We start from the raw sequence: 20,232 nt of genomic DNA, 5'->3' as shown, positions 1-20,232 counted from the left end.
TTATCGTTGAATAGGGGAAGGCGCTGGCGGCAGCGTTGGAGGGTCAGGCAGCTGGACGCTCGATTTCGTCGCAGGCGTCTTGGTCCGGATCTGATACGATGCAGCGCACGCTGGCGTCATAGAAGGCCTGCACCACATCTTCTCTGAGTAAGATTTCGTGGCGCACCATAAGAAATTTGGCCAGTTCATCATCTTTCATGGCGTCCATCTTGAGGATAGCCATCTGAAGCACCTCGTTGATCTGCATGCCCTTGGATCGCTCGCAGATGCGCTCCATCGCCTGATGAATCCCTGGCCGCACCCGATGTCTCAGCGCCTTCTCGTCGAACTTGATGCGTTTCCTCTCAGTGTTTTCATTACGCTGCTGCTGCGTCAGAGCCATCATTCTCTCCATTGCGCACAAAGCGGGTGCCTGGTGCGTACTCCAGCAGGTCGCACACCCGGTTGATGATCTTGAGCGCAGCGTCGAACACTTTTGCGTCGTCCGGCTCGCGGGCCAGGCGCTTCATGTTCGGCTGGTGCTCAAGGCAGACCTTGTCGACCAGGCGCCTGGCCAGCCTGCGCAGGTGGTCGGCGCTGTTGTGCTCACGAAGGCTCAGCGCGAAGGCCAGGGCCACATCATCAGGCCGGTACTGGCCGCCGCTGCGGGTGATATACAGCTTTCGCACCGGCTTGCGCATTGATGCGTCGAAAAGGGTTGCCATGTTCGACCTCCTGCAGGCCGCTTGGGGGAAGGTGCAAGTGTTCACGCCGCCTTGTTCTTTGCAGCGCGCTTCGGATTTTTCTGCTCAATCTCAAGGTCCATGTCATTCCAGCCGGCCAAAAACCAGGAGCCGTGGAACGTGTGAGAGACGAATGGGTTAGCTAGCTTGCTGCCACCGGCGCGGCGGCAGTCCCGGCCTTCGTAGTAAACGCTGGGGTGCTCGCCGCGATTGCTCATGGCTTACTCCGTTTGAGCGGGAAGTCGATCTCGAAGGCCGCAATGATCCGCTCCAGCTTGCGGTTTCCGATTCCCAGCTCCGCCGTCACACGGCAGCGGGACATGCCTGCGTCGCGCAAAGCTATGATCCGATCAGCAAATTTCCGATCAGCAGCTTCCTGGTCGGCGACGTCTCTCACCGGCTGCGCTTGGCGTGGCGGTTTGAAGAACTTGAAACCTTCCCGTGCCGCAACGCCCCACAACGCGCTCTTGGTCACCCCCCAAAAGTTTCGCGACCTCTCCACAGCTCATGGTCTTGGCAAGCTCTGCGATTTGTGCTGCGCGCGCCTTGGCACGGCTTTGCTGCGGGTGTTCGGATTTGGACGAACCAGGTTTGGCCCGCTTCGGCTTGGGCTCAGGGTGCTTGCGCTGCGGCAGAGGCCGGTAGGTGAAGCCCTCCAGCACGATCAGCTGGCCGCCAGACGCGAAGAAGGCCGCTTTGGCGGCCTCCAGGTCGATTGATTGGTTCATGCTGCCTCCTTCATCCGCTCGCGCATCTCCTTCTCCAGGTCGCCGAGCTCTTCCAGAAACGCCTTGATCTCAGCTTCCATCTCGCGGATGCGCTTGAAGTCGCGTTCGAAGCGATGGCACACGTACTGGAGCGGCTCAGGCAGGCGGTCGTCGTAGCTAACGAAGTCTGCCCAGGCCCTGCCAGTGCAGGCCATCTGGGCCAGCATCTGCCACTCGTACTGCGGGTCGTGGCGCTCAGACTGCATGGTGGCGATGTGGGTCGCAGTGTTTGGGCACTTGATCTCCAGCACGCCATCGTCGCCGACCAATCCATCCGGCGAAGCGCCGAAACCCGGAATGCTCGGGTGCATGACCAGGCCTGTTTCAACCACCATCAGGCCTTTGTCTGCCTCGTAGGCCATGCAAGCAAATGGCTCAAGCTCGACGCCGCGCTGCACGGCAGGTTTGTTGGACAGGTCAGGTCCGCTTTGCTGGCCGGTGAGGCGCTCGCACAGCAGCTCCATCATGTAGTTCTTGCGGGTCGCAGACGGCGCGCCACCTCGGCCGCTCGCCATAACGTCCTTCACTCGGCTGGCGGTCACGCACCCAAGGCGTGCCGCGAACCATTCAGCACTACGCTGCTCCATCTAACACCTCCTCAGATTCGCCCTCGATGGGCGCCGCCTCTGCCTTGATGGCGTCGGCGCGCTTGGTGACCTCAGCCTTGAAGTGGGCGTGACCGGCCGCATCCTTTGCCTGTTTCATGGCTGCGGTTCCCTGCTGATACACATCGGTCAGCGCCTCCAGGCTGCAGGCCTTCTGTGCCAATGCGATCCAGCTGTTCACCATCTCTGGATCAGTGGGTGCCGAGCCAGCCAGGTTGGCAAGACCCTCACCCCCGTCCGTGTTCAAGTGGTGAATCGCCTGCTCCAGTCGCTCAGTCTTCGGCCAGTACTTGTAACCGCGTTTCACCACGGTCTTCTTAGCCATCTCGCCCGGGTCGGTGACCCAAGGGCAGGATTTGTTCTTGCTGACCCAGGCCTTCCAGGCGCTTGACCTGTCTCGGATGGCGTTCACATCCTCGATGCTCATCGTTTCGGTCAGGTAATCGCCGTCAGCAGTCTTGACCACGACGTACACTCCGATCACCTCGCCGCGATCCTTGGCGAACGGGTTGTAGGAGTGGGTTGGCGGCTTGTCGAAGCCGTTCAGGCTGAAGGCGTCGGCTGCGTACACCAGTTCGGCCTGCGCCCAGCGGATGGCGCCGGTCGACATGGCCAGGTCCATCAAGCCGATGTAGCTGATGTCCAAGCAGATGCGACCGTCTCGCGGGACCAGGTACGCCTGCTTCTTGGCCGGGTTCAGGCTGATGCCGATGGCGGCGATGTTGGTGATCGCATTGGCCACCGACTGCCGGTTCTGCATGGCCACCTTGGTGGCGTACTCGCTCGAGGTGATCACCTGTATGGCGAATTCGGCCTCGCGCTCGAAGTTAAGCGAGCGGTCAGTCAGCACGTTGGCGAACTGATTCCGCTGCGCGTAAATGTCCTGCGAGATGATGGCTACTGCTTGGCTCATGGCGACCTCAGTAGGAAATGGCGATGTTCGGGATCTTGCGCTCGGCAATCAGGGTGATTGCCTGCTTGGCGCATTCTTCGGTCATGCCGCCGGCGACAAAGGCGTCCAGGGCGGCGCGGTTGATGGTGCGGCGGTGTGCGACGTCGCGCTCGCGGGCCTGCTGCTGGCGAAGGATTTCGGCGGCTGCTTCGTCTGCGCGGCGGCGTTCGTCCTGGCGGGCTCGTTCTGCTGCCTCTTCGGCATGGCGCTTGGCATCCAGGCGCTCTTGCTCGGCGCGCTGTTCGGCGGCCACGCGCTCGGCCTCAGCCTGTGCCTTGGCTCGTTCTGCCTGTTCGGCCTGAAGTTTCAGCTCAAGCTCTCGGCGCTCTGCGGCGGCCTTGGCTTCCTGTTCGCGGCGCTGTGCGGCTTCGCGTTCGGCCAGGGCCTTCTGCTCAGCTTCCAGCCTGGCACGCTCCGCTGCTTCCCGAGCAATGCGCTCCTCGCGCTCTTTCTGCTCGCGGGCTTCTGCCTCGGCGCGCAGCCGGGCCAGCTCGACCTGCTCAGCCTCGAACTGCTCGCGCTTCAGCAGGGCAGCCCGCAAGGTCGCCAGAACCTTGTCCTTGGCGTTTGCCGCCTCGGCCTCGAACTCTTCCCAGTGAGCGCCGAGCTGCATGCCTTCAGCTTCTGCAATCAGGCCCTTGAGTTGCAGGGAGTTCAGATCGCCCAGGTCGTCGGCCAGCGTCTTCAGCCAGTTCAGGCGGTCGTTGTGGCGGTCGATCCGCGCATCCTCGGCGGCTTCCCACTCGGTTAGCGGCCGGCGCGTCTCGTCCCGTAGCGCGTCCATCGTGGTCACGAACTCACGCAGTTCGGCCTCGACCACCTTCGGCATTTCCTTGAGCCGGCGCAGGTAGTCGCGGCCGGGCTTCTCGACAGCCGTCTTCGACTTGCTGACCTTGGCGGCCAGGCTAGCGATGCGCTCGCGGCCCTTGCGGGTGGTCAGGTCGGGCACTTCGCCTTCGACCTCAGCCTTCACCAGGTCGATGAATTGCTTCAGGCCGCCAGCCACATAGATGGCCGGGGCGTTCGCCTCGCTGATCTCTTCGATCGCGATCAGTTTCTGTTCTGCGGACATTAGAAAACCTCGCGCCAGGCCGGCGCCGTCAGTTGGAATAGGGAATCGCCAGGTCACCAAGGCACGGAGGTACGCTCCAGGCCCTGGCTGCGGTGGATGGTTGCGCGCTCTCGCCGCTTACGCTCCCTGGTGGGTACGGTTATCCCGAAGGGCCGCCGTGCTCGGCTACGTGATTCAGGAAGTGGCTTTAGCGATAGCGGCGCGGGCCTTATCAGCTACCCATTCGGCGCCGGTCATAGAGCCGTGTTCAATGCAGCTTTCAAGCGCCTCCAGCAGATCAGGGGCGGCAGCGATCAGGCGGGCATCGGCCTCTTCGTAGACGAAGTCCACGACCTGCTCCTGATCTTCGTTGAAGTCGATGGCATAGCCGGTATGGCCGCGAAGGCCGACATTGGAAACTGGGCGTGCGACCCATGGGCCGGGCGTGTGTCTTTTCTCGCCCATCACATACCCTCCCGCGCACCGCTGTTCTTGATAGGCCAGAAGTCATACGCGAAGGCCGACAGCGCCATATGCATCTTATTGGCGCGCTCCATACCTGGCTTGCGCAGCTCGTCCTTCAGGTAGCACCACTGGAGCTCACCGTATGAGTAGGACTTGCTGTTGGTGAGGTTGTCTTCTTCGACCACTTTGCCAAGGGCATCGAAGAACGCCGCCTGACCGTCGCTGCCCATGGCCCAGAAAGCCTTGGCGAGAATTTCCGGGGTCAGGTTCACTACCTGTGGTTGTTCGAGTTCAACACTGATATTGGACATACGAATCTCCCGCGCCATCCATGCGGTGGGCGCTGACAAGTTGGTTATTGGGTGATGTAGCCGGCTAGGGCGCTTGCGAGCATCCAGGCGGAGCACAGGGAGAGGGTGATGAAGCTGCCGCGCCAGAATGCCCAGCGCCGCGCTTGCTGGCGGGTAGTCATGGCTTGACGCCCAGCAACTTCAACAGATTGAAAACGCCGCGACCCGGCCTGCCGCCGCCGCGCGGGATGTATTTGCCGGTGCCTGGCCAGAAGTCAGCGACCTTGCCTTCGTGCGAAACGATCAGGTGCGCGCCCATGTTCTTGGTTTCGAACTGGATGCCACGTTCGGTGAGCATCTCAGCGCTGCTCTGGCGATTCTTTGCTCGGCGTTCGGCGCTCTCAGCCTGCCAGCCGATTTCTATGGTGCGCTCAATGTCTCTCACAGGCGCACCTCGTAACCCAGGGTCCACTCGCCGCACATCCACCAGCTACGACTGATAGCCTCGGGGTTCTCGATGAAAGCCTCAGCTGCTGCACGCTTGGCGTCGAACAGAGTCGGCCCCTTGAACAGCATCAGGACGCGGTCGAATGGCATGGCCAGCGCCTCAGGTAATTCGGCAACCTGCTCGTCGATGAGCGTTTTCACGATTGGCGTACTCATGCAGCCTCCTTGCGCCGCTCAGCAATCCGCCGGATGCGCTCGCAGTAGTGTTTGAACTCGTTGGAGTCGATGGCCTGAAGAGAGAAGTACGCGACGACCATGGATTCAGCCTTTCCGTCTTCCACCGGACCAGAGCCCGGCAGAAGCATGGTTTCTATGGCGCCTTGGATAGCGCTGACCGCGATGCTGTGAGGGCTCATTCCGCCTCCTCGGCCTGGGCCAGAACTCCTTCTTTGGCGAAGGGGGTGAGCAGCTGGCGGGCGATCTCTTCCAGCGCCGCCTCGGGGTTGGCGACGCTCATGATCTCGTCAGCCGCTGCTTTTGCGTCGTTGGTGACCTTACAGCGCGCCGCGAGGACCAGCCGGCCCAGCGCCGAACCGCTGACCTCAGGCAAGCCAAGCTGGCCCATCACGAACTCATCCACCGCCTGGGCGAAGCGCTCGAAGGTGACGCCCTGCTTCGGGCGCATCCGGCGCTGAAACACGAAGTCCCGGCGCGCCATCAGCTCAGCGATGCCGTCGTCGATCCATTGCTCCTCCGGCGAGATTTCACTCACCGCCGGCGGCATCCGGTTGTCGTACTCAAACTGTGCTGCTCGAAGTGCGCCCATGGCGTCCTCCTGGTTGGTTATGCGGCCGCATTGGTCAGGAGCCAGGCGAAGGTGACCAAACCCACCGTGAAAGGTGGCCTGGCGCCTGCCAATGCGGTCGATGTGAAGGGAAGGGGTGCAGGCGCCCGGCGCTGCCCGGGATGCGTCGAGTCTGGCCAGCTGATGCCCTCGGACTCGCCTGCGGTACACGTCGTCATTTCGGTTGGGCCTGTCCGAAGACTGATGCGCGGTCACATCGCCGGCCCTACTTTCCGCTGCCTGTCAGGTATTGGGCGCAGCCTTCAGGCTTACTGCGCCTCACGAGGTGTAGCGTTGGCTTACTTCATGGCTAAATCCTCCGGTGATCGCGCGCTGAAAGAGCAGCGGCACTCAAGAAGTGGATGCGGGATGCATCGGGGTGCAAGCTCAGCGGAATCGAACCGCTATTTGCGTCGGACTTTCTCGGCCTAGTGATCAGTCAGGCCACGGTCAGGTAGGCGCGGGCAGCTACTCCCTCGACTTCTGACCCCGCGCACAGATGCCTCCTGCGAACTTGCACTCCGATGCAGCCTGCGATGGGGAGCAGGGCATCGGGCCGTCTTTCCGGCTGTCAGGGAATCAGCTCTTGCCCATGACCGCTTTGGTGACGACCTTGGGGAATTTCTTGGTGCGGATCTCATTAGCTTGCTTGTCGGTCAAAAGGCCAGCCAGATACAGCGTGGTGATCGACGTGTTGATGTGGTCGAGGCGCTTTGCCTCGTCGGCGCTCATTTCCGGGAACTGCTGCGCGAAGGGTCGCGCTGCCCAGCCTTGTTCGAACGTGCCTGACATTGTCTTGCCCTCTGCTATTCAGTGGATTCCCCCTGATGCGCCCCGCTTGAGGCGCACCGGGGAATCGTCTGTCAGGCAGCGCGAGCCAGTTCAGCTTGTGCCAGTAGCTCAGTAACAGCCTCGGCCGGTGTGCAGTCGTCGGCGTAGAGGTCGTGAAGGTCGCTTTCTTCCTGCGAGCCCAGGGCGACCTGATGGCCGAGTAGTTGGGACGCCTTGTCGATCCAGCGGTAGTAGGTGCGCTCTTGAGCGTCGGCGCGGCATTCATCAGCCGCCATGGTTGCCATGTTGAACATCGTTAATCCCTCCGGTTGATTTCCCGGATGCCACTCGCTGAATGGCACCTGGTGAAATCCCGGCCTCGCTACTGGCGACAGGCCGGGGTATTGCGTCAGTGGTGGTCGTTCGAGCTCAGCCGCCGACGGCCCTGCTCTCAGTTCGGTTGGCCTTGAGCTCCCCTATCACCTCGCGTCGATCGGCCTCGGCGGGGTGGTCGTTGGGTAAGGTGTTCGCTACACGACTGCCGACTGCAGCTCTGTGGCCCGTTGGGTGGGGCAGTCCGTCGTGGGTTGCCGGTCCGCGTTCCGGCTGGCCTATCTACTTCATGGGCAGGTTCCTCCTCTTGGTTAATCACTGCTCGCGCTGTGCCAGGCGCTGACACCCGTTCTGAGGGCATCCCGGCAGGGAGCGTTTGCAGCGCAACCCTCCATCCGCTTTCCGTGGCCCGGCCAATGTTCCTGCCGTGCTGACGTTCCGCCTGATTTCGAGCTGGCCAGTTCCAGAGCTGGCATGGGGATCGAATTTATTGCTCGCGCTGTACCGTTGCCGGGATCGATCCGCGAGGTTCCCATCAATGTGAAAGAGCGGTGAGGCTTGAGGGCCTCTGCAGTCCCTCGTGAGTGACTGCTTGAGGTGAAATATAAGTCCGCTTATTTTCACTGTCAATAAGCGCGCTTATATTTTTTATGGCGCTCACAAAAAAGCCCGCACTAGGCGGGCCTCATGAGGGGGCGTAGGTTTCGGTTAAACCCCTGGGCTGACGGATACCTGCCCAGGAATGGTGTTGCCTTTATCATCAGAGAGCCTGACGCTGCCAATCTTCACCCTGAAAAAGTGGTGCGTGACCTCTCCCTCATAAGGGTGTGCCAGCGTAGGGGATGAGTGGAGCACGCTCTGGCGATAGAATGGAGCCGTCGGAATGGCGGTCACACACAAGAAAGCCTTCTGGCGCGCTGCCACTAGGCTTCTCGCATCTGCCTCTATGTAGGGGTGCGGGAAGGTGAGGGGGCTCTTAAAGATGGGATCAAGCACTAGGTGAACAGTGTCTGCCTTGCGGATCTCAACGACTGCTGTTGCTCCAAAAGAATTCTGCCCCGCGTACTCGCCAATTTTCTTTGACCCAAATGAAGCATCCAGGCCAGGCATGAAAACGGCAGGGTCACTGAATGTCTCGCCATTTTTCTCTCGATAGCCTGAAATCTGGGCGTCATAGAGCCATTCCTTGTAGATGGCGCTACCTGTCGAAGAGTCGAACTTTAGGCTAGATTCACTGACGCTCTTGCACACCTCAAAAGGCTTTAGCTTCTTCATTCGAAGGTTGAAGTCTACGTCGGTCTCAAACTTTTGCTGAGCCCCGCCGATATCTCCAACCATCTTTGCCAGATCGCTTGGGGTGGCGATTTTATTGAATGTCACCCCCCTGGAATCCGCGAATGGCGAGTAAGCGACCTGCTGGGCAGATCCAGTTCCAGCCCCTGAAGAGCAGCCGACTAGCAGAGCCAGTGGCAAGATAAATGATAGCTGGCGAACATGAAGCGGCATAGGCATCCCTCCCTGTGAATTGAGAGGCCATCCTACCACTCTGGCCCTGAGCCATCACGCAGGCATGAAAAAGCCCGCCGAGGCGGGCTGTTTGGTGTTAACCAGTTAATTCATTGAGCAGCCTGGGGAGCTTTCTGCTGCGCCTTGACTTGCTCCAGCAGTTGCCTTGTCTCGAACGACTGCTGCTTCATCTCCTGGAGGGCGGCAGACGTATCTCGACCAGAATCAAAGTTCGCCACCCCGTACGCCATCACAGCAATGGTGATGCCGACAATCGCGATCACTGACAGGACCGAGTTAAGAATGATTGTCCCTTTCAGTCCCCGCACCCCTGAAAGGTCTTTGTCCAGGAGCTGAAGGCTGTGGTCCATTTTCAGTAACCCATCAGCTACACGGCCCTCAAATTCCTTCAGGCGCGCATCCGCCTTGAGCTGATGATTCTCAAGTAGGGCGTTGAGCTCTTCGCGCGTGATGTCATTCATGGGCTGAGTATGGTCATTTTGCTCATTTTTGTCACGAACACCTATTTCAGGGCGCGGCGCCCGTGGACTGACAAGATTATTCCAGTCGATAGAGTCGGGTAGATCTTTTGACCACTCCTTGCTGCCCGGCATTCTGACCATATCAGGCCCTCTTCGCCGGGTTGGCGCTCAGCCACTCTGCAACGACCGGCTGATAGATATGCTCAACATGCCCGCAGTTGTGACAAAACATTGCGTAAGTAGAAATCCCGTAGGGCTTACCGTCCTCCCTAACCTTACGGAAGCGATGGAACAGAAGCTCCATCACCGGCTCATCACTGGCAGAGTCATTGCCTTCCCAGTCATCAGCGAAAAGACCCCATTTCGACGGTGATCTTCCGCATGCTGGGCAGGCAGATTGAACCCTGGTCGCATTCAAGAACCGGATGAATTCCTGGGTAGTTACATCACTTGCCATTGTTCTTCCTGAAGGTTGCTTGGTTGGGCTTGGTTAGGGGCATGGCAGACCTTCACAGAGCTGATCGTGGCCACTTGGCATCGACCACTCGCCCCACAAGCACCCACTCGCCATCCATCTCGACGGTCGGAAACGACGGATTGAGTGGCTTAAGGAAGGCCCGGCCAGAATCCCAGATGAACTGCTTGAAGGTGGCCTCATTGGTGTCGGCCATCTTGGCCACCACAAATTGGCTGCTTTCAACGTCGAAACCAGGTGCCACTAGGATCACCATGCCCTCGGGGAACGACATGCCGCTTGGCGAGGTCATCGATGGGCCTTTTACCTTGAGCCAGAACCCGTTTGGTCCAGCCCAGGCGTCTGATGGGTGAACCTCGCAAGAGGCCACGTTTGAAATTTCTACAGCCTCCACGGGCATCCCAGCCTGGACCCAGCTGATTTCTGGGTACTCGTAATATCTGAAAGGCCCCGAAGCGGGCTCAACGTTAGCGTCGAAGCCAGGAGCATCGTCAGTCATTTCACCAATGCCTTTATCGAGCCAAATAGCGCTGACCCCACAGGCCTTTGCGATAGCCGCTATGTGAGCGCTTTTAAGGCTCTTTCCTGTTTCCAGCTGCGATATGGCTGGCTGCTCTACGCCTGCTTTTTCAGCCAGTTGCTTCTGGGTGAGCTTGGCGTGCGAGCGGGCGATTTTCATGCGTTGGGCGAGTGTCGTCATGCATAGCAATTTATAAGTTGCCTTATGGGGTTGCAAATAAGGCTCCTTATTCATACGATATAAGCAGGCTTATCAGGAGGGATCTCGTATGACCCCCATCGAAAGGCTCGTCGAATTCTTCGGCGGCCAGACCAAAACAGCATTGGCTCTCGGCGTATCCCAGGCTGCGGTTTCGTACTGGGTGTCCGGGATCCATTTCATGAGCGCTGAGAAGGCGTTCAAGGCAGAAGAACTCACATCTGGCGTGATCACTGCTCGCGAACTGTGCGTTCGGCCAACAGCTAAATCCGCCGCTTAACCCATTTCATAGCCGCAAGGAGCCAACCAAGCATGTACCAAGACCCGAATCAGAAGCGCGCCATCCCGGTGAAGGTCCGTTTCGAGCCCGTGCTCGACCGGATCCTCCGCAAGGCTGCGAGCAAGACCCGCATGCAGCACGCCACCTATCTGTACGAAATCATCGAATGGGCCGTAGCCAACGGCGTTATCGAAGAGCTGATGCAGGACAAGCAGCAAGAAGATATCGCGGGCTGAAGGCCCTTTGGAGGCCTAAATGACCGTACAGCTTGATCAGCTGTCGCCAGATGTGCGGCAGCGAATAGAGGGGCTGATGAGGGCCAATAACTGGGATTTCAGCACAGCGATGAACCAGGTGTTCGAAGCGGCTGTAGCCAGTGGCGCTCTATCAGTGGTTGGCCGCAGGAAGGCCAAAGTCTTGCAGTTGGTGACCCCAATGAGGGCCTCTGCGAGGGACTCTTCAGGGTAGGGCGGAGGCCCTCTTAACACTAAAACACAAACGACCGAAGCATCCAGGGGATCACCCGATGGCCTACGACGACAAAGCACACCGACACGACCACCAGGTCAAGGTCCGCTTGGATGACGAGGACTTCCACGAGCTGAAGGGGTACGACCTGGAGCTCAAGGCGCAGCACAGCGTGCTTGCCCGGGAAATCATCCTGGCCGCGCTGGCGTTCAAGAAAGAGCACGGCCACCTGCCGCTGATCAACGAGAAGAAGGCCAGGGCCTGAATAGGTCATGGGAGGACGAATGTCGCCTGCAAACGAAGCAGTCCAGCAGCACGACGTAGAGGTCGCCCGGTTCCGCCGGAATGACTTCGCGGACCTGGAGGCCTGGGCGGAGGAGGTGGGTGTCAGCACCGACGAGCTCGCCGCGCAGATCCTGAAGAAGGCCACGCACTTCCTCGCGCAGCGGGGGAAGCCCAAGAGCAGCAACGTGGTGCCGTTCGCGGCGCCGAGGTAACCGTCCGATCCCTAATTAGGGACCCGGGCGCCAGTCCCTCATAAGGGACGCCAAATCGCAGAGACAAAAAAGCCGGGTTCGCGGCCCGGCTCTCTGCAATACAAAACTCTGTAGGGGAATTATGCATATGCAGACCCAAAGTGTACAGGCCCTCTCAAGGGCCGCGCCACAAAATGCGAACCACGATTTCGTGGCGCGCACGGAAATTGTCACGGTGTTCGATGGTGAAGCTGTCACCAGCACCGTCACCGTCGCCCGCGAAACTGACAACGAGCACGCCAGCGTGATCGCGCTGGTTCGCAAGTATCAGGCAGATTTCGGAGAGTTCGGAGGGGTCAGATTTCAAATCGAACCCTTTGAAACTGCCGGCGGCGCCCAGTCACGCGAGATCGCGCTGCTGAATGAGCAGCAAGCGACCCTCTTGCTCACCTACATGCGCAACACCTCGATCGTCCGCGACTTCAAAAAGCGCCTGGTCAAGGAGTTCTGGCGCTTGGCGAAAGCCGCCCCGGCCCAGCCCACCGACCTCAGCAAGCTGGAAATCCTCCAGATGGCCCTGGAGTCGGAGAAAGCCCGCGTGCTGCTCACCGTCCAGGTCGAGGCCCAGGCCAAGAAGATCGACCACCTGGAAAACCTGTTCAAGGAAGGCATGAGCCACGTCCAGTTCTGCAAGGGCCTCAATGGGGTCAACGTGATGCAGGTTGGCCACTTCCTCGAGCGCCGCAACTGGCTCTACAACGAGAGCAAGTCCGGTACCCGGTACCGCGTAGCTGCCTACGCCCGCGACAAGTACATGACCGAACACCAGCAGGAGATCACCCCGCACGGGAAAGAGGCGTTCATCAGCTATACGCCGATCCTCCTGCGCAAGGGCGCTGTTCGCCTGTACGAGCTGTACCTTGCCGGCGAACTGCCCATGAAGAAGAACTGGGACGGCCTGCACACCCATGACAAGGCCGTGCGGGGTGCCGCATGAGCGATTTCGTGAAAGTCACCGAGATACGGGCCAGCGAGCTTCCCGCCTATCTGGAAGGAATTAACAAGCTGACGCGTGAGTGGACAGATCGCGCTGCGCGCGGCGAATGCCAATGGGTCTGCGCCGACTGTTGTTACACCTTCAACGAAGGCATGCCTGACGAGTGCTATCACGGCGTCCAGCAGTGCACCGACATCATCAAGCGCGACAAGCTGCGCGCTATGCGTGAGGGGAACGAGCCGTCATGACTATCGGCAAGGATCAACTCAAGACAACGGCTCAGGCTGCGAGCCAAGGCCAGTGGGCCCAGGATGGCTTCGAAGTCCATAACGACGATGTTGAAGACTATCTCGTTGCCAAATGCCGATCTCTGGCTGATGCCGCGTTCATCGCTGCCGCCAGCCCCGCTTCGATTCTGGAGCTGCTCGACGAGAACGAGGCGCTGCGCATGCAAGTCAAGGAGCTCGACCTGCTGTTTGGGCGCTATCTGCTTGGCATGCGAGCCGCCGTTGTGGAGTGGCAGAAAGGGAAAGGGGCCGATGCCGCGATGCAGTGGATCTGGAACGGCTTGCGCGGCCCTGGCGAACTGCCGCCGGAAGAAGAAACCCAGGCCCAGGCCTATTTCGACCGGGAGGTCGTGAAGATCGAGGAAGGCCTGGAAGAGGTGTACGCCTACCGCGACAAGCGCCGCAGCGAAAAAGCCCAAGGGGGTATTTGATATGCAGTTCACCCTCACCATCAACCAGGTGAAAGCTCTGGAATGGGGGCTCAACTCCCAGCAGGCGCTGCTGTTCTCGTTCGTCTACGGATGTCCGAGCTGGGCCAAGCCTATGCAGACACCGGACGGGATCTACTTTGCCCTGAGCAAGGCCAAGATCACCGACGAACTGCCGTTGCTGACCGGCAAGCCTGACACCGCCTACCGCATGCTGAAAGCCCTGGAAGAGGTCGGCCTGATCGAGCTGTCGAGCACCTCCAGCATCACCTTGTTCCGCCTGACCGAGAAGGCCACCGAGTGGAACCAGAAACTGGATGGCTCGGAAAAATATCCGACCCCACCTACTGGCCCTAAAGGTCGGAAAAAAATCCGATCTACCTCGGAAAAAAATCCGAGCAAGGTCGGAAAAAAATCCGATCCAAGGTCGGAAAAAAATCCGACAAATCAGGATACCAATAATCAGGATACCAATCAGGTCACCAGTCAGTGTTCGCAGGAAGGTTCGGACGAGCCGAACCAGCCTGCCGGAAAAGTAGTTGCACTGATCCCTGTTGGGGTCGAAGAGCCGCGCTGCGAAATCCCGGCAGACATGCCAGGCCCGAAGGACCAGTCCTGCAAAACCTTCAAGGCCTGGGCCAACTACGCCATGGCCTATCGCAAGCGCTACCAGACCTGGCCGGTATGGAATGCGAAGGCAGGCGGACAGATGGGCCAGCTGATTGACCGCCTCGGGATCGAAGTTGCACACCACGTGGCCGCGTTTTACCTGCGGATCAACGACGCCAAGCTGATCAACGGCTGCCACAACTTGGGCGACCTGCTGGCCAAGGCCGAGGCCTACCACACCCAATGGGTAACCAACCGCCAGATGAACGCCACGACTGCCCGCCAGCAGGAGCAGACTCAGGCGAACATGAACGCAGCGCAGGAAGCGGCTGACGCGATCCGCAACGGCCAGGGAGGTAAGCGCAATGCTTTCCTCTGACCAACAAGCCGAACTGGCCGTGGCCATCTGCGCCACTGCCGAGGCAATGGGGCAGACCATCAGCGCTGGAGGCGCTCAGCTCATCGCTGAGGACCTTTCGGCCTATGAGCCTGCCGCCATCATTGGCGCGCTGCGTTCGTGCCGTAGAGAGCCTGCTGGGCGGCTTTCGCTCGGCATGGTCCTCAAGCACATCCACGCGGCCGACACCCGCCCCGGGAAGGATGAGGCGTGGTCGATTGCCCTGGCGGCCAGTGACGAGCACGAGACCGTGGTGCTCACCACTGAAATCCGCCAGGCCATGATCGCCTCCGAGCCAATCCTTGAGGCTGGCGACAAGATCGGCGCTCGAATGGCCTTCATGAGCGCCTACGAGCGCCTGGTCAGTTTCGCCCGTGCCGAGGATCAGCCAGCCAAGTGGGAGGTGTCGCTGGGTTACGACCAAGGCCGGCGCGTGACCGCGATCGAGTCTGCCGTCCGCGCCCAGCTCATCACCCACGAGACAGGAGCCAAGTACCTGGCCGATCTGCGCATCGCACCCATCACCCAAGACGGGGAGGCCATTGCAGGCCTGCTCACCGGCGAGGTGCGCCCGCAGGCCAGCGCCAAGACCCGCGAGAAGCTCGCCGAGGTGCGCTGCATCCTCAAGGCAGCCAAGGCCAAGAAAGACCGCGAGCGCGCCAAGGATGACCAGCGTCGGCGCATCGAAACCTATCTGCGCAAGCGGCAGACACGCGCCGCAGTCGCACAGTTGAACATCAAGCGCGCCGGGCAGCCGGCCGGGGAGGGGGTGTGAGCAAAGTTTATCTGGTCTGGAACAAAGGGCGGACCGAGTGCGTGGGCTTCAGCGACAAGGACGATGCCTATCAGGCTGCTGGCAAGAAGCTACTTGGAAACCCTTGCGCAAGCCTGGCCGAGCAATGGCGCGAGCTCTACGCGGACGATGAGCCGCGAATGAAATTCGAAGTTCAGGAAATCGACTTAGGCGCCGAGGAGAAGCACTGATGGACACCAACAAGATGCGCGAGCAGTTCGAGGCATGGGCGCTTCGCGCGAAGGCACATGGCGAGCATTTCGATCTGTCTCGCGGAAATCATGGGGCCTACAAAAGCCCGATAACTCATTGGCTCTACTGCTCGTGGGTTGCTTCCTGGCAGGCCTCCCGCGAGGCCGTGGTGGTGGAGCTGCCGGAGAAAGATGGCCCGTTCACTACGAATGGCGTCGAATATTACAGCCTGCACTCCGAAGGGCGTAATCAGGCCATTGACGAGATCAGTTCTGCCCTTGTGGCCCAGGGCCTGAAGGTGGCGCCATGAGGAACATCAAAACGCGCGAAGGCTTCGAGTTCTGGGATCGGCTGAATGCCATCCCGCGCTTCAGCTTCCTGCTTGCGCCTTCAGGCGCCCGAATCCAGAAGTTCGAGGACGTCAGCGGCAACTGGATCGACGTGCACGAGGCGCAGAAGGTGATGGATGCCGCGCAGGACGAGATCAACGAGCTGCGCGAGCGGCTGGAACGGCTGCAGCCGAAGGCGGTGAAACCATGACCATCGACAAAGACAACCTGAAGGCTCTGGCCTGGCGCACCGAAGACCACCTCACCGATAAATCGGCAACCACCTATGACGCAGAGGTGGCCGCGCGTTGGGCGGAAAAGGGGTGGCCTGTGGATCCGCTGTTCGATCAGGGGCAGGTGGATGCTTTGCTCGTGGAGATCGAGCGGCTGGAGCAATACGCCGAGCTTGAGGCCAAAGGCTCGGATGCTGCCGCTCAGGATTTGATCCGACTGGTCAGAGAGAATCGCCAGCTCAAGGCCGAGATCGAGGCGGTACGTGCCGAGGCGAAGCGCCAGGAGGATGGCCTGAAGGAAATGCTGCGGCGCCAGAACAAGCGGATCTGCGCCCTCGAGGGGAAGCACTATGACTGACTTCGTGATGCGCAGCATGGACGACGCCAGCCGGCTGTTCGGCATTCTGCAAGCCCAGGACTTCACCAAGCCCAAGAAGATCGTCATCAAGGACCAGGACCGCAGCGGCGAGCAGAACAAGAAGCTCCACGCGTGCCTGAGCGATATCGCCAAGCAGGTGGAGCACGCCGGCAAGAAATGGGACGTCCTGATCTGGAAGCGCCTCTTGACGGCCGCCTGGCTGCGTGAGGCGGGCGAACAGCCTCAACTGATACCAGCACTCGACGGCAACGGCTTCGACGTCGTGTACGAGCGCACAAGCCAGCTCAGCGTGAAGCAGTGCGCGAGCCTGCTGGAGTGGATTCAGGCGTTTGGCGCCGAGCACCAGGTGCGCTGGAGCCAGAAGGATCTGTGGGAGGGGCGTTACTGATGCGGACCGCTCTCAAGGAAGTGAAGCAGAAGACCTGCAAGGCCTGCGGGGAGAAGTTCCGGCCATCACTGTCGACGCAGAAGGCCTGCGGTGTGCAGTGTGCGCTGGCACTGGCCAAGAAGCCTGAGAACCAAGCAGTGGCCCGCAAGGCGATTGCCCAGCGCGAGCGCCGCGAGATCCAGGTGCGCAAGCAGAAGCTCAAGAGCCGAGCCGACTACGTGCGTGAGGCCCAGGCGGTGTTCAACCAGTGGGTCCGCCTGCGCGACGAGTCTCAGCCATGCATTAGCTGCGGCCGGCACCACCAGGGCAAGTACGACGCCGGCCATTACCGGACGGTGGGAGGCAACCCCGAGCTGCGCTTCGAGCCGCTCAACTGCCACAAGCAGTGCGTGCCCTGTAACCAGCACAAGTCGGGCGACATCGTGAACTACCGGATCAACCTGGTGCAGCGCATCGGTGCCGACCGGGTGGCGTGGCTCGAAGGCCCTCATGAGGCCCAGCGCTACACCATAGACGACCTCAAGGCCATCAAGGCCGAGTACCGCGACAAGATCAAGCAGCTGAAGGAGAAGGCAGCATGAACTGGACACCAACCGACAGCGGCCAGCTGCTGATCCTGGCCATGGCAATCTTCGGCGGGGCGGCGATCGTGCGCGGCATGGTTATCAAGGCTAAGCGCAAGCGCGAGGAGGGCGGCCCATGCAGCTGAACAGCGCGCGTCAGTCCTGGCACGACTGCCTGTACATCCCATGGGATAGCCAGGGCGTGTTCATCGAGCAGCTCGGTCTGCTGGGCGCCATGGTCCAGACCACGGAGAAGCAGCGGAGGGCCAGCCACGCGGTGCACCAGGCCCTGGCCGGCGGTGTGCAGGCGGCGATCTTCAAGCTTCCCGGCAGCCTCCGGGCCTTTGGAAACTTCATGTACGCCCCGAGCTGCAGTGACGACGAGCGCGAGGTAGCCGAGGAGGTGGTATTCGGACTGGCCACGGCCAAGTCCGGGCGGATGACCGCGGCCAAGCGTGAGCGCTGCGAGTATGTGACCAAGGGGGTCATGTTCCGGTACCGGCGCATGCACCAGGGCGGGCAGTCATCGGCTCAGGACCCGTTCGCCAGTCCTGAGTGGTTCAAGCGCTGGATCGACGAGACCTACGGGGTGGCGTTGCCTTCATGTGCCTGGGCCCGTGACTGGGAGCCATTCGTGCAGATCTGCTTCGAGGTTTGCGAGGACCTGGACAAGCGCGCTCTGTCGCCGGTAGCAGCCGCAATTTACGAAATGAAGGAGGCCGCTTGAGGGCCTATTGCGTTCCCGCACGCGTGATGGCACTATTTGTCCATTGTTAGAGTTTTGCCTACGGCAAACATCACCAAGAACCCGGCCATTGCGCTGGGTTTTTTATTGCCCGAAGAGGGCCTCAAGAGTCCCGGCCAAGTGCCGGGATTTTTGTTTCTGGTGCGGGACCCACTGCCAGTGTGGCCCGAAAGGGGTATCTGGACGCGGATAAGCCGGTAGTGCCGCGATGCAGAAAAACACCGGCAGCCCGCGCACCCATGCCTCGACTAACTGTGGGTGGCGCGTGATCGGATCGGCGAGACCAGTGCAGTAGGGTGCTGGCGTCGGGATGGTCTTCGGTGGACAGGTGGGGAGAGACCCACACATGCAGATGTAGCTCAATCGGTTAGAGCGCCGTCCTTCCAAGTCGGAGGCTCAGGGTTCGAGTCCCTGTATCTGCTCCAATTTCGTTATGTGCTGCTCCGCACGCTTGCCCGGCCCCTCAATAGGGCCTTACCGGGCCTTTTCTTCTTGCCGCCCCTCAGGGGATATCGAGTATGTCCAACATGCCAGACAAACCAGACACCTGGGCGATTGCTCTTGCGTGGTTGAGCCAGCATTCGCCCCTCCTGTACGCGGCAGGCCTTTCCTGCGCCATGGCTGTTTTGCGAATCACCTACGGAGGTGGCACCCGTCGCCAGATGCTGGTCGAGGGTGCGATCTGCGGCGGCCTGACCCTGACGATCATCAGCGGCCTGGAGTTCTTCGGCCTGCCGCAGAGCATGTCCACCTTCGTAGGTGGATGGGTCGGCTTCCTCGGTGTCGAGAAGGTGCGCAACATTGCCGACCGCGTCACTGACTTCAAGCTGCCGGCCCGCAAGGCTGATTGATCCGCGCCACAAATTCGACATGCGCCGTTTCGTGGCGCGAACACCTGAGGATCCACCATGGACAACCACACAAGAAAATCACCGGCTACCGCGACCTCACCCAAAGCGAGATCGACGGCATGAACTCGATCAAGGCCCTGGAGGCCGACGCCGGCGAGCTGTTCAAGCAGATCGGTCAGATCGAAGGCGTAGATCAGCGCACCTTGGCCCTGGCCAAGACCAACCTGCAGCAAGGCTTCATGTGGTTTGTGCGCTCGATAGCCAAGCCCGCCGATCCATTCAGCTGAGTGCAGCCATGACCACCATCGCCTACAAGGATGGCGTGATTGCCTACGACTCCCGCCAGACCCGCAGTGGCTCCATCGTTTCCGATGATTGCCAAAAGCTCACCGTCGTGGATGGCGTCAGCTTCTTCCTATCCGGTGCCGTGTGTGACGAGAAGGCCCTGATTGCGGCCTACTTCGGCACGCCATCGCCGGTGCCTGTCGAGTGCTCGGGCTACGTGGTGGATGGCGGCAGGCTGCAGATGGTCGGCCATGACGACAAGACTGGCGTATGGCGGCAGGACCTAGATCCGGCCAATCCCGATGCCATCGGAAGCGGCTCGGCCTATGCCCTGGCAGCGATGGACATGGGCGCAAGTGCCGAAGAGGCGGTCCGTGCCGCGATGAAGCGGGATATCTACACCGGCGGCAAGGTTCGTACAGTTCGGATCGCCCGCGACCAGTAAGGATTCAGTATGAGCACCAAGCAGCCAGACTGGGAGGCGATCGAACGAGCCTTCCGGGCCGGCGCGCTTTCCATCCGCACCATCGCAGATCGCCATGGGGTGAGTGACACCGCAATCCGGAAGAAGGCCAAGGCATTGGGCTGGGAGCGGGACCTTTCCGAGCAGGTCCGAAAAGAGGTTCGCAATAAGCTGGTTCGCGGCGAGGTTCGCGAAGACCAATGCGCGAACCCTGAGCGGGACGCCGAGATCATCGAAGAGGCGGCAGAAGAGGGCGCGACGGTTGTTCGCAGCCACCGCCGAGACATTCGCAAGGCCACGAATCTTGCGAACCTGCTGATGGACGATCTGATGACGACCATCAAGCATCGCGAAGAGATCGAAGAAGAGATCGAGCGCGATACTGCTGATGATCAGAGTGGCTTCCGCCGTAGCGCGATGCTTGGGGCGGTGAGCCTTCCGAGCAACGCCAAGACCCTTTTCCAGCTGTCCTCGGCCATGAAGAACCTACAGGTGCTCGAGCGAACTGCATTCGGCCTGGACGACAAGGAGCAGTCGAAAGACGCCGATGAACTGTCGCAGCTGATGGATGAACTTTCGAAGGATGCCTGACCTCCGGGCTTGGGTGATGTATGATTGACGGGTGCAGCTAGGCCGGCCAG

40 protein-coding genes and 1 tRNA gene are annotated in these 20,232 nt (G+C 60.5%); 22 read left to right on the top strand and 19 right to left on the bottom strand.

Annotation, left to right across the window (positions count from 1 at the left end; all coding sequences use genetic code 11):
• Positions 1–43 precede the first annotated feature (43 nt).
• From IEC33019_RS11135 to IEC33019_RS11045, 19 genes are all read right to left on the bottom strand, one after another.
• Positions 44–382, bottom strand: coding sequence for a hypothetical protein (locus IEC33019_RS11135; protein ID WP_099593545.1), 339 nt, complete (start codon positions 380–382; stop codon positions 44–46).
• Positions 357–704, bottom strand: a complete 348-nt coding sequence (locus tag IEC33019_RS11130; protein ID WP_099593543.1) for a DUF7740 domain-containing protein — start codon at positions 702–704, stop codon at positions 357–359. Before IEC33019_RS11130 ends, IEC33019_RS11135 begins: the two co-directional genes overlap by 26 nt.
• A gap of 41 nt (positions 705–745) precedes the next feature.
• Complete coding sequence (locus tag IEC33019_RS11125; RefSeq protein WP_099593541.1) at positions 746–940, bottom strand: hypothetical protein; 195 nt, start codon at positions 938–940, stop codon at positions 746–748.
• A gap of 147 nt (positions 941–1,087) precedes the next feature.
• The gene (locus IEC33019_RS11120; protein WP_253776149.1) at positions 1,088–1,450 is read right to left on the bottom strand and encodes a hypothetical protein; all 363 of its coding nucleotides are present in this window, start codon (positions 1,448–1,450) and stop codon (positions 1,088–1,090) included.
• The gene (locus IEC33019_RS11115; RefSeq protein ID WP_099593539.1) at positions 1,447–2,076 is read right to left on the bottom strand and encodes a lambda exonuclease family protein; all 630 of its coding nucleotides are present in this window, start codon (positions 2,074–2,076) and stop codon (positions 1,447–1,449) included. The genes IEC33019_RS11120 and IEC33019_RS11115 overlap by 4 nt, the downstream gene beginning before the upstream one ends.
• A complete protein-coding gene (locus tag IEC33019_RS11110) occupies positions 2,063–3,007 on the bottom strand; it encodes a recombinase RecT (RefSeq protein WP_099593537.1) in 945 nt (314 codons plus the stop codon). Before IEC33019_RS11110 ends, IEC33019_RS11115 begins: the two co-directional genes overlap by 14 nt.
• 7 nt (positions 3,008–3,014) lie before the next feature.
• Entirely contained in the window at positions 3,015–4,118 is a 1,104-nt protein-coding gene (locus tag IEC33019_RS11105; protein ID WP_099593534.1) for a hypothetical protein, read from the bottom strand.
• Between the two features lie 174 nt (positions 4,119–4,292).
• Entirely contained in the window at positions 4,293–4,562 is a 270-nt protein-coding gene (locus IEC33019_RS11100) for a hypothetical protein (RefSeq protein ID WP_099593531.1), read from the bottom strand.
• Positions 4,562–4,873: a hypothetical protein gene (locus tag IEC33019_RS11095; RefSeq protein ID WP_099593529.1), complete on the bottom strand. Its 312-nt coding sequence runs from the start codon at positions 4,871–4,873 to the stop codon at positions 4,562–4,564. The genes IEC33019_RS11100 and IEC33019_RS11095 overlap by 1 nt, the downstream gene beginning before the upstream one ends.
• 157 nt (positions 4,874–5,030) lie before the next feature.
• Positions 5,031–5,297 (bottom strand): hypothetical protein, encoded by a 267-nt coding sequence (locus IEC33019_RS11090; protein WP_099593527.1) that lies wholly within the window; start codon positions 5,295–5,297, stop codon positions 5,031–5,033.
• A complete protein-coding gene (locus IEC33019_RS11085) occupies positions 5,294–5,515 on the bottom strand; it encodes a hypothetical protein (RefSeq protein ID WP_099593525.1) in 222 nt (73 codons plus the stop codon). Before IEC33019_RS11085 ends, IEC33019_RS11090 begins: the two co-directional genes overlap by 4 nt.
• On the bottom strand, positions 5,512–5,715 hold the full coding sequence (locus tag IEC33019_RS11080) for a hypothetical protein (protein WP_099593523.1): 204 nt from the start codon (positions 5,713–5,715) through the stop codon (positions 5,512–5,514). The genes IEC33019_RS11085 and IEC33019_RS11080 overlap by 4 nt, the downstream gene beginning before the upstream one ends.
• Positions 5,712–6,125, bottom strand: coding sequence for a hypothetical protein (locus IEC33019_RS11075; RefSeq protein WP_099593521.1), 414 nt, complete (start codon positions 6,123–6,125; stop codon positions 5,712–5,714). Before IEC33019_RS11075 ends, IEC33019_RS11080 begins: the two co-directional genes overlap by 4 nt.
• A 597-nt stretch (positions 6,126–6,722) precedes the next feature.
• Positions 6,723–6,935 carry a hypothetical protein gene (locus tag IEC33019_RS11070; RefSeq protein WP_099593519.1) on the bottom strand — a complete coding sequence of 71 codons (213 nt, stop codon included), beginning with the start codon at positions 6,933–6,935 and terminating at the stop codon, positions 6,723–6,725.
• A gap of 71 nt (positions 6,936–7,006) precedes the next feature.
• Positions 7,007–7,228, bottom strand: a complete 222-nt coding sequence (locus tag IEC33019_RS11065) for a hypothetical protein (protein ID WP_070085589.1) — start codon at positions 7,226–7,228, stop codon at positions 7,007–7,009.
• Between the two features lie 727 nt (positions 7,229–7,955).
• Positions 7,956–8,627 carry a hypothetical protein gene (locus IEC33019_RS11060; RefSeq protein ID WP_157765886.1) on the bottom strand — a complete coding sequence of 224 codons (672 nt, stop codon included), beginning with the start codon at positions 8,625–8,627 and terminating at the stop codon, positions 7,956–7,958.
• Between the two features lie 236 nt (positions 8,628–8,863).
• Positions 8,864–9,376 (bottom strand): hypothetical protein, encoded by a 513-nt coding sequence (locus tag IEC33019_RS11055; RefSeq protein ID WP_099593515.1) that lies wholly within the window; start codon positions 9,374–9,376, stop codon positions 8,864–8,866.
• A gap of 1 nt (position 9,377) precedes the next feature.
• Positions 9,378–9,692, bottom strand: a complete 315-nt coding sequence (locus IEC33019_RS11050; RefSeq protein WP_099593513.1) for a hypothetical protein — start codon at positions 9,690–9,692, stop codon at positions 9,378–9,380.
• Positions 9,693–9,744: 52 nt separating this feature from the next.
• A complete protein-coding gene (locus tag IEC33019_RS11045) occupies positions 9,745–10,410 on the bottom strand; it encodes a S24 family peptidase (protein WP_099594166.1) in 666 nt (221 codons plus the stop codon).
• 88 nt (positions 10,411–10,498) lie between these two features.
• Here IEC33019_RS11045 and IEC33019_RS11040 point away from each other — a divergent pair, with 88 nt between their 5' ends.
• The 22 genes from IEC33019_RS11040 to IEC33019_RS10935 all read left to right on the top strand — a co-directional run bounded on the left by IEC33019_RS11040 (position 10,499) and on the right by IEC33019_RS10935 (position 20,182).
• Complete coding sequence (locus IEC33019_RS11040) at positions 10,499–10,708, top strand: transcriptional regulator (protein WP_099593511.1); 210 nt, start codon at positions 10,499–10,501, stop codon at positions 10,706–10,708.
• 32 nt (positions 10,709–10,740) lie between these two features.
• On the top strand, positions 10,741–10,944 hold the full coding sequence (locus IEC33019_RS11035; RefSeq protein ID WP_027907145.1) for a hypothetical protein: 204 nt from the start codon (positions 10,741–10,743) through the stop codon (positions 10,942–10,944).
• A 290-nt stretch (positions 10,945–11,234) separates the two neighbouring features.
• Complete coding sequence (locus IEC33019_RS11025; protein ID WP_099593507.1) at positions 11,235–11,441, top strand: hypothetical protein; 207 nt, start codon at positions 11,235–11,237, stop codon at positions 11,439–11,441.
• Positions 11,442–11,460: 19 nt separating this feature from the next.
• Positions 11,461–11,673, top strand: coding sequence for a hypothetical protein (locus IEC33019_RS11020; protein WP_099593504.1), 213 nt, complete (start codon positions 11,461–11,463; stop codon positions 11,671–11,673).
• Between the two features lie 127 nt (positions 11,674–11,800).
• Positions 11,801–12,649 (top strand): Rha family transcriptional regulator, encoded by an 849-nt coding sequence (locus IEC33019_RS11015; protein WP_437436780.1) that lies wholly within the window; start codon positions 11,801–11,803, stop codon positions 12,647–12,649.
• Positions 12,646–12,897, top strand: coding sequence for a hypothetical protein (locus tag IEC33019_RS11010; protein ID WP_099593500.1), 252 nt, complete (start codon positions 12,646–12,648; stop codon positions 12,895–12,897). The genes IEC33019_RS11015 and IEC33019_RS11010 overlap by 4 nt, the downstream gene beginning before the upstream one ends.
• Positions 12,894–13,367 (top strand): ead/Ea22-like family protein, encoded by a 474-nt coding sequence (locus IEC33019_RS11005; protein WP_099593498.1) that lies wholly within the window; start codon positions 12,894–12,896, stop codon positions 13,365–13,367. The genes IEC33019_RS11010 and IEC33019_RS11005 overlap by 4 nt, the downstream gene beginning before the upstream one ends.
• Before the next feature lies 1 nt (position 13,368).
• Positions 13,369–14,352, top strand: coding sequence for a phage replication protein (locus IEC33019_RS11000; protein ID WP_099593496.1), 984 nt, complete (start codon positions 13,369–13,371; stop codon positions 14,350–14,352).
• Complete coding sequence (locus tag IEC33019_RS10995; protein ID WP_099593494.1) at positions 14,339–15,145, top strand: hypothetical protein; 807 nt, start codon at positions 14,339–14,341, stop codon at positions 15,143–15,145. Before IEC33019_RS11000 ends, IEC33019_RS10995 begins: the two co-directional genes overlap by 14 nt.
• Positions 15,142–15,354: a hypothetical protein gene (locus IEC33019_RS10990; protein WP_099593492.1), complete on the top strand. Its 213-nt coding sequence runs from the start codon at positions 15,142–15,144 to the stop codon at positions 15,352–15,354. Before IEC33019_RS10995 ends, IEC33019_RS10990 begins: the two co-directional genes overlap by 4 nt.
• Positions 15,354–15,665: a hypothetical protein gene (locus tag IEC33019_RS10985; protein ID WP_099593490.1), complete on the top strand. Its 312-nt coding sequence runs from the start codon at positions 15,354–15,356 to the stop codon at positions 15,663–15,665. The genes IEC33019_RS10990 and IEC33019_RS10985 overlap by 1 nt, the downstream gene beginning before the upstream one ends.
• On the top strand, positions 15,662–15,895 hold the full coding sequence (locus IEC33019_RS10980; protein ID WP_099593487.1) for a hypothetical protein: 234 nt from the start codon (positions 15,662–15,664) through the stop codon (positions 15,893–15,895). The genes IEC33019_RS10985 and IEC33019_RS10980 overlap by 4 nt, the downstream gene beginning before the upstream one ends.
• On the top strand, positions 15,892–16,275 hold the full coding sequence (locus tag IEC33019_RS10975; RefSeq protein WP_099593485.1) for a hypothetical protein: 384 nt from the start codon (positions 15,892–15,894) through the stop codon (positions 16,273–16,275). Before IEC33019_RS10980 ends, IEC33019_RS10975 begins: the two co-directional genes overlap by 4 nt.
• Positions 16,268–16,684 (top strand): recombination protein NinB, encoded by a 417-nt coding sequence (locus IEC33019_RS10970; RefSeq protein WP_099593483.1) that lies wholly within the window; start codon positions 16,268–16,270, stop codon positions 16,682–16,684. Before IEC33019_RS10975 ends, IEC33019_RS10970 begins: the two co-directional genes overlap by 8 nt.
• Positions 16,684–17,265 carry a recombination protein NinG gene (locus tag IEC33019_RS10965; RefSeq protein ID WP_099593480.1) on the top strand — a complete coding sequence of 194 codons (582 nt, stop codon included), beginning with the start codon at positions 16,684–16,686 and terminating at the stop codon, positions 17,263–17,265. Before IEC33019_RS10970 ends, IEC33019_RS10965 begins: the two co-directional genes overlap by 1 nt.
• Positions 17,262–17,393, top strand: a complete 132-nt coding sequence (locus IEC33019_RS27985) for a hypothetical protein (protein WP_301336697.1) — start codon at positions 17,262–17,264, stop codon at positions 17,391–17,393. The genes IEC33019_RS10965 and IEC33019_RS27985 overlap by 4 nt, the downstream gene beginning before the upstream one ends.
• Entirely contained in the window at positions 17,384–17,974 is a 591-nt protein-coding gene (locus IEC33019_RS10960) for a hypothetical protein (RefSeq protein WP_099593478.1), read from the top strand. Before IEC33019_RS27985 ends, IEC33019_RS10960 begins: the two co-directional genes overlap by 10 nt.
• A gap of 366 nt (positions 17,975–18,340) precedes the next feature.
• Positions 18,341–18,417, top strand: a tRNA-Gly gene (locus tag IEC33019_RS10955).
• Between the two features lie 93 nt (positions 18,418–18,510).
• Positions 18,511–18,843 carry a phage holin, lambda family gene (locus tag IEC33019_RS10950; protein ID WP_054830717.1) on the top strand — a complete coding sequence of 111 codons (333 nt, stop codon included), beginning with the start codon at positions 18,511–18,513 and terminating at the stop codon, positions 18,841–18,843.
• A 50-nt stretch (positions 18,844–18,893) separates the two neighbouring features.
• A complete protein-coding gene (locus IEC33019_RS10945) occupies positions 18,894–19,130 on the top strand; it encodes an Acb2/Tad1 domain-containing protein (RefSeq protein WP_099594163.1) in 237 nt (78 codons plus the stop codon).
• A gap of 8 nt (positions 19,131–19,138) precedes the next feature.
• Positions 19,139–19,573 carry a proteasome subunit beta gene (locus IEC33019_RS10940; RefSeq protein ID WP_099593476.1) on the top strand — a complete coding sequence of 145 codons (435 nt, stop codon included), beginning with the start codon at positions 19,139–19,141 and terminating at the stop codon, positions 19,571–19,573.
• A 9-nt stretch (positions 19,574–19,582) separates the two neighbouring features.
• Positions 19,583–20,182: a hypothetical protein gene (locus IEC33019_RS10935; RefSeq protein ID WP_099593473.1), complete on the top strand. Its 600-nt coding sequence runs from the start codon at positions 19,583–19,585 to the stop codon at positions 20,180–20,182.
• The last annotated feature ends 50 nt before the right edge of the window (positions 20,183–20,232 follow it).

The sequence above is a fragment of the Pseudomonas putida genome, assembly GCF_002741075.1.
GTDB classification, from domain to species: domain Bacteria; phylum Pseudomonadota; class Gammaproteobacteria; order Pseudomonadales; family Pseudomonadaceae; genus Aquipseudomonas; species Aquipseudomonas putida_T.
The sequence above is the reverse complement of the archived record's forward strand: the minus strand, read 5'-3'. Positions and strand labels throughout refer to the sequence as shown.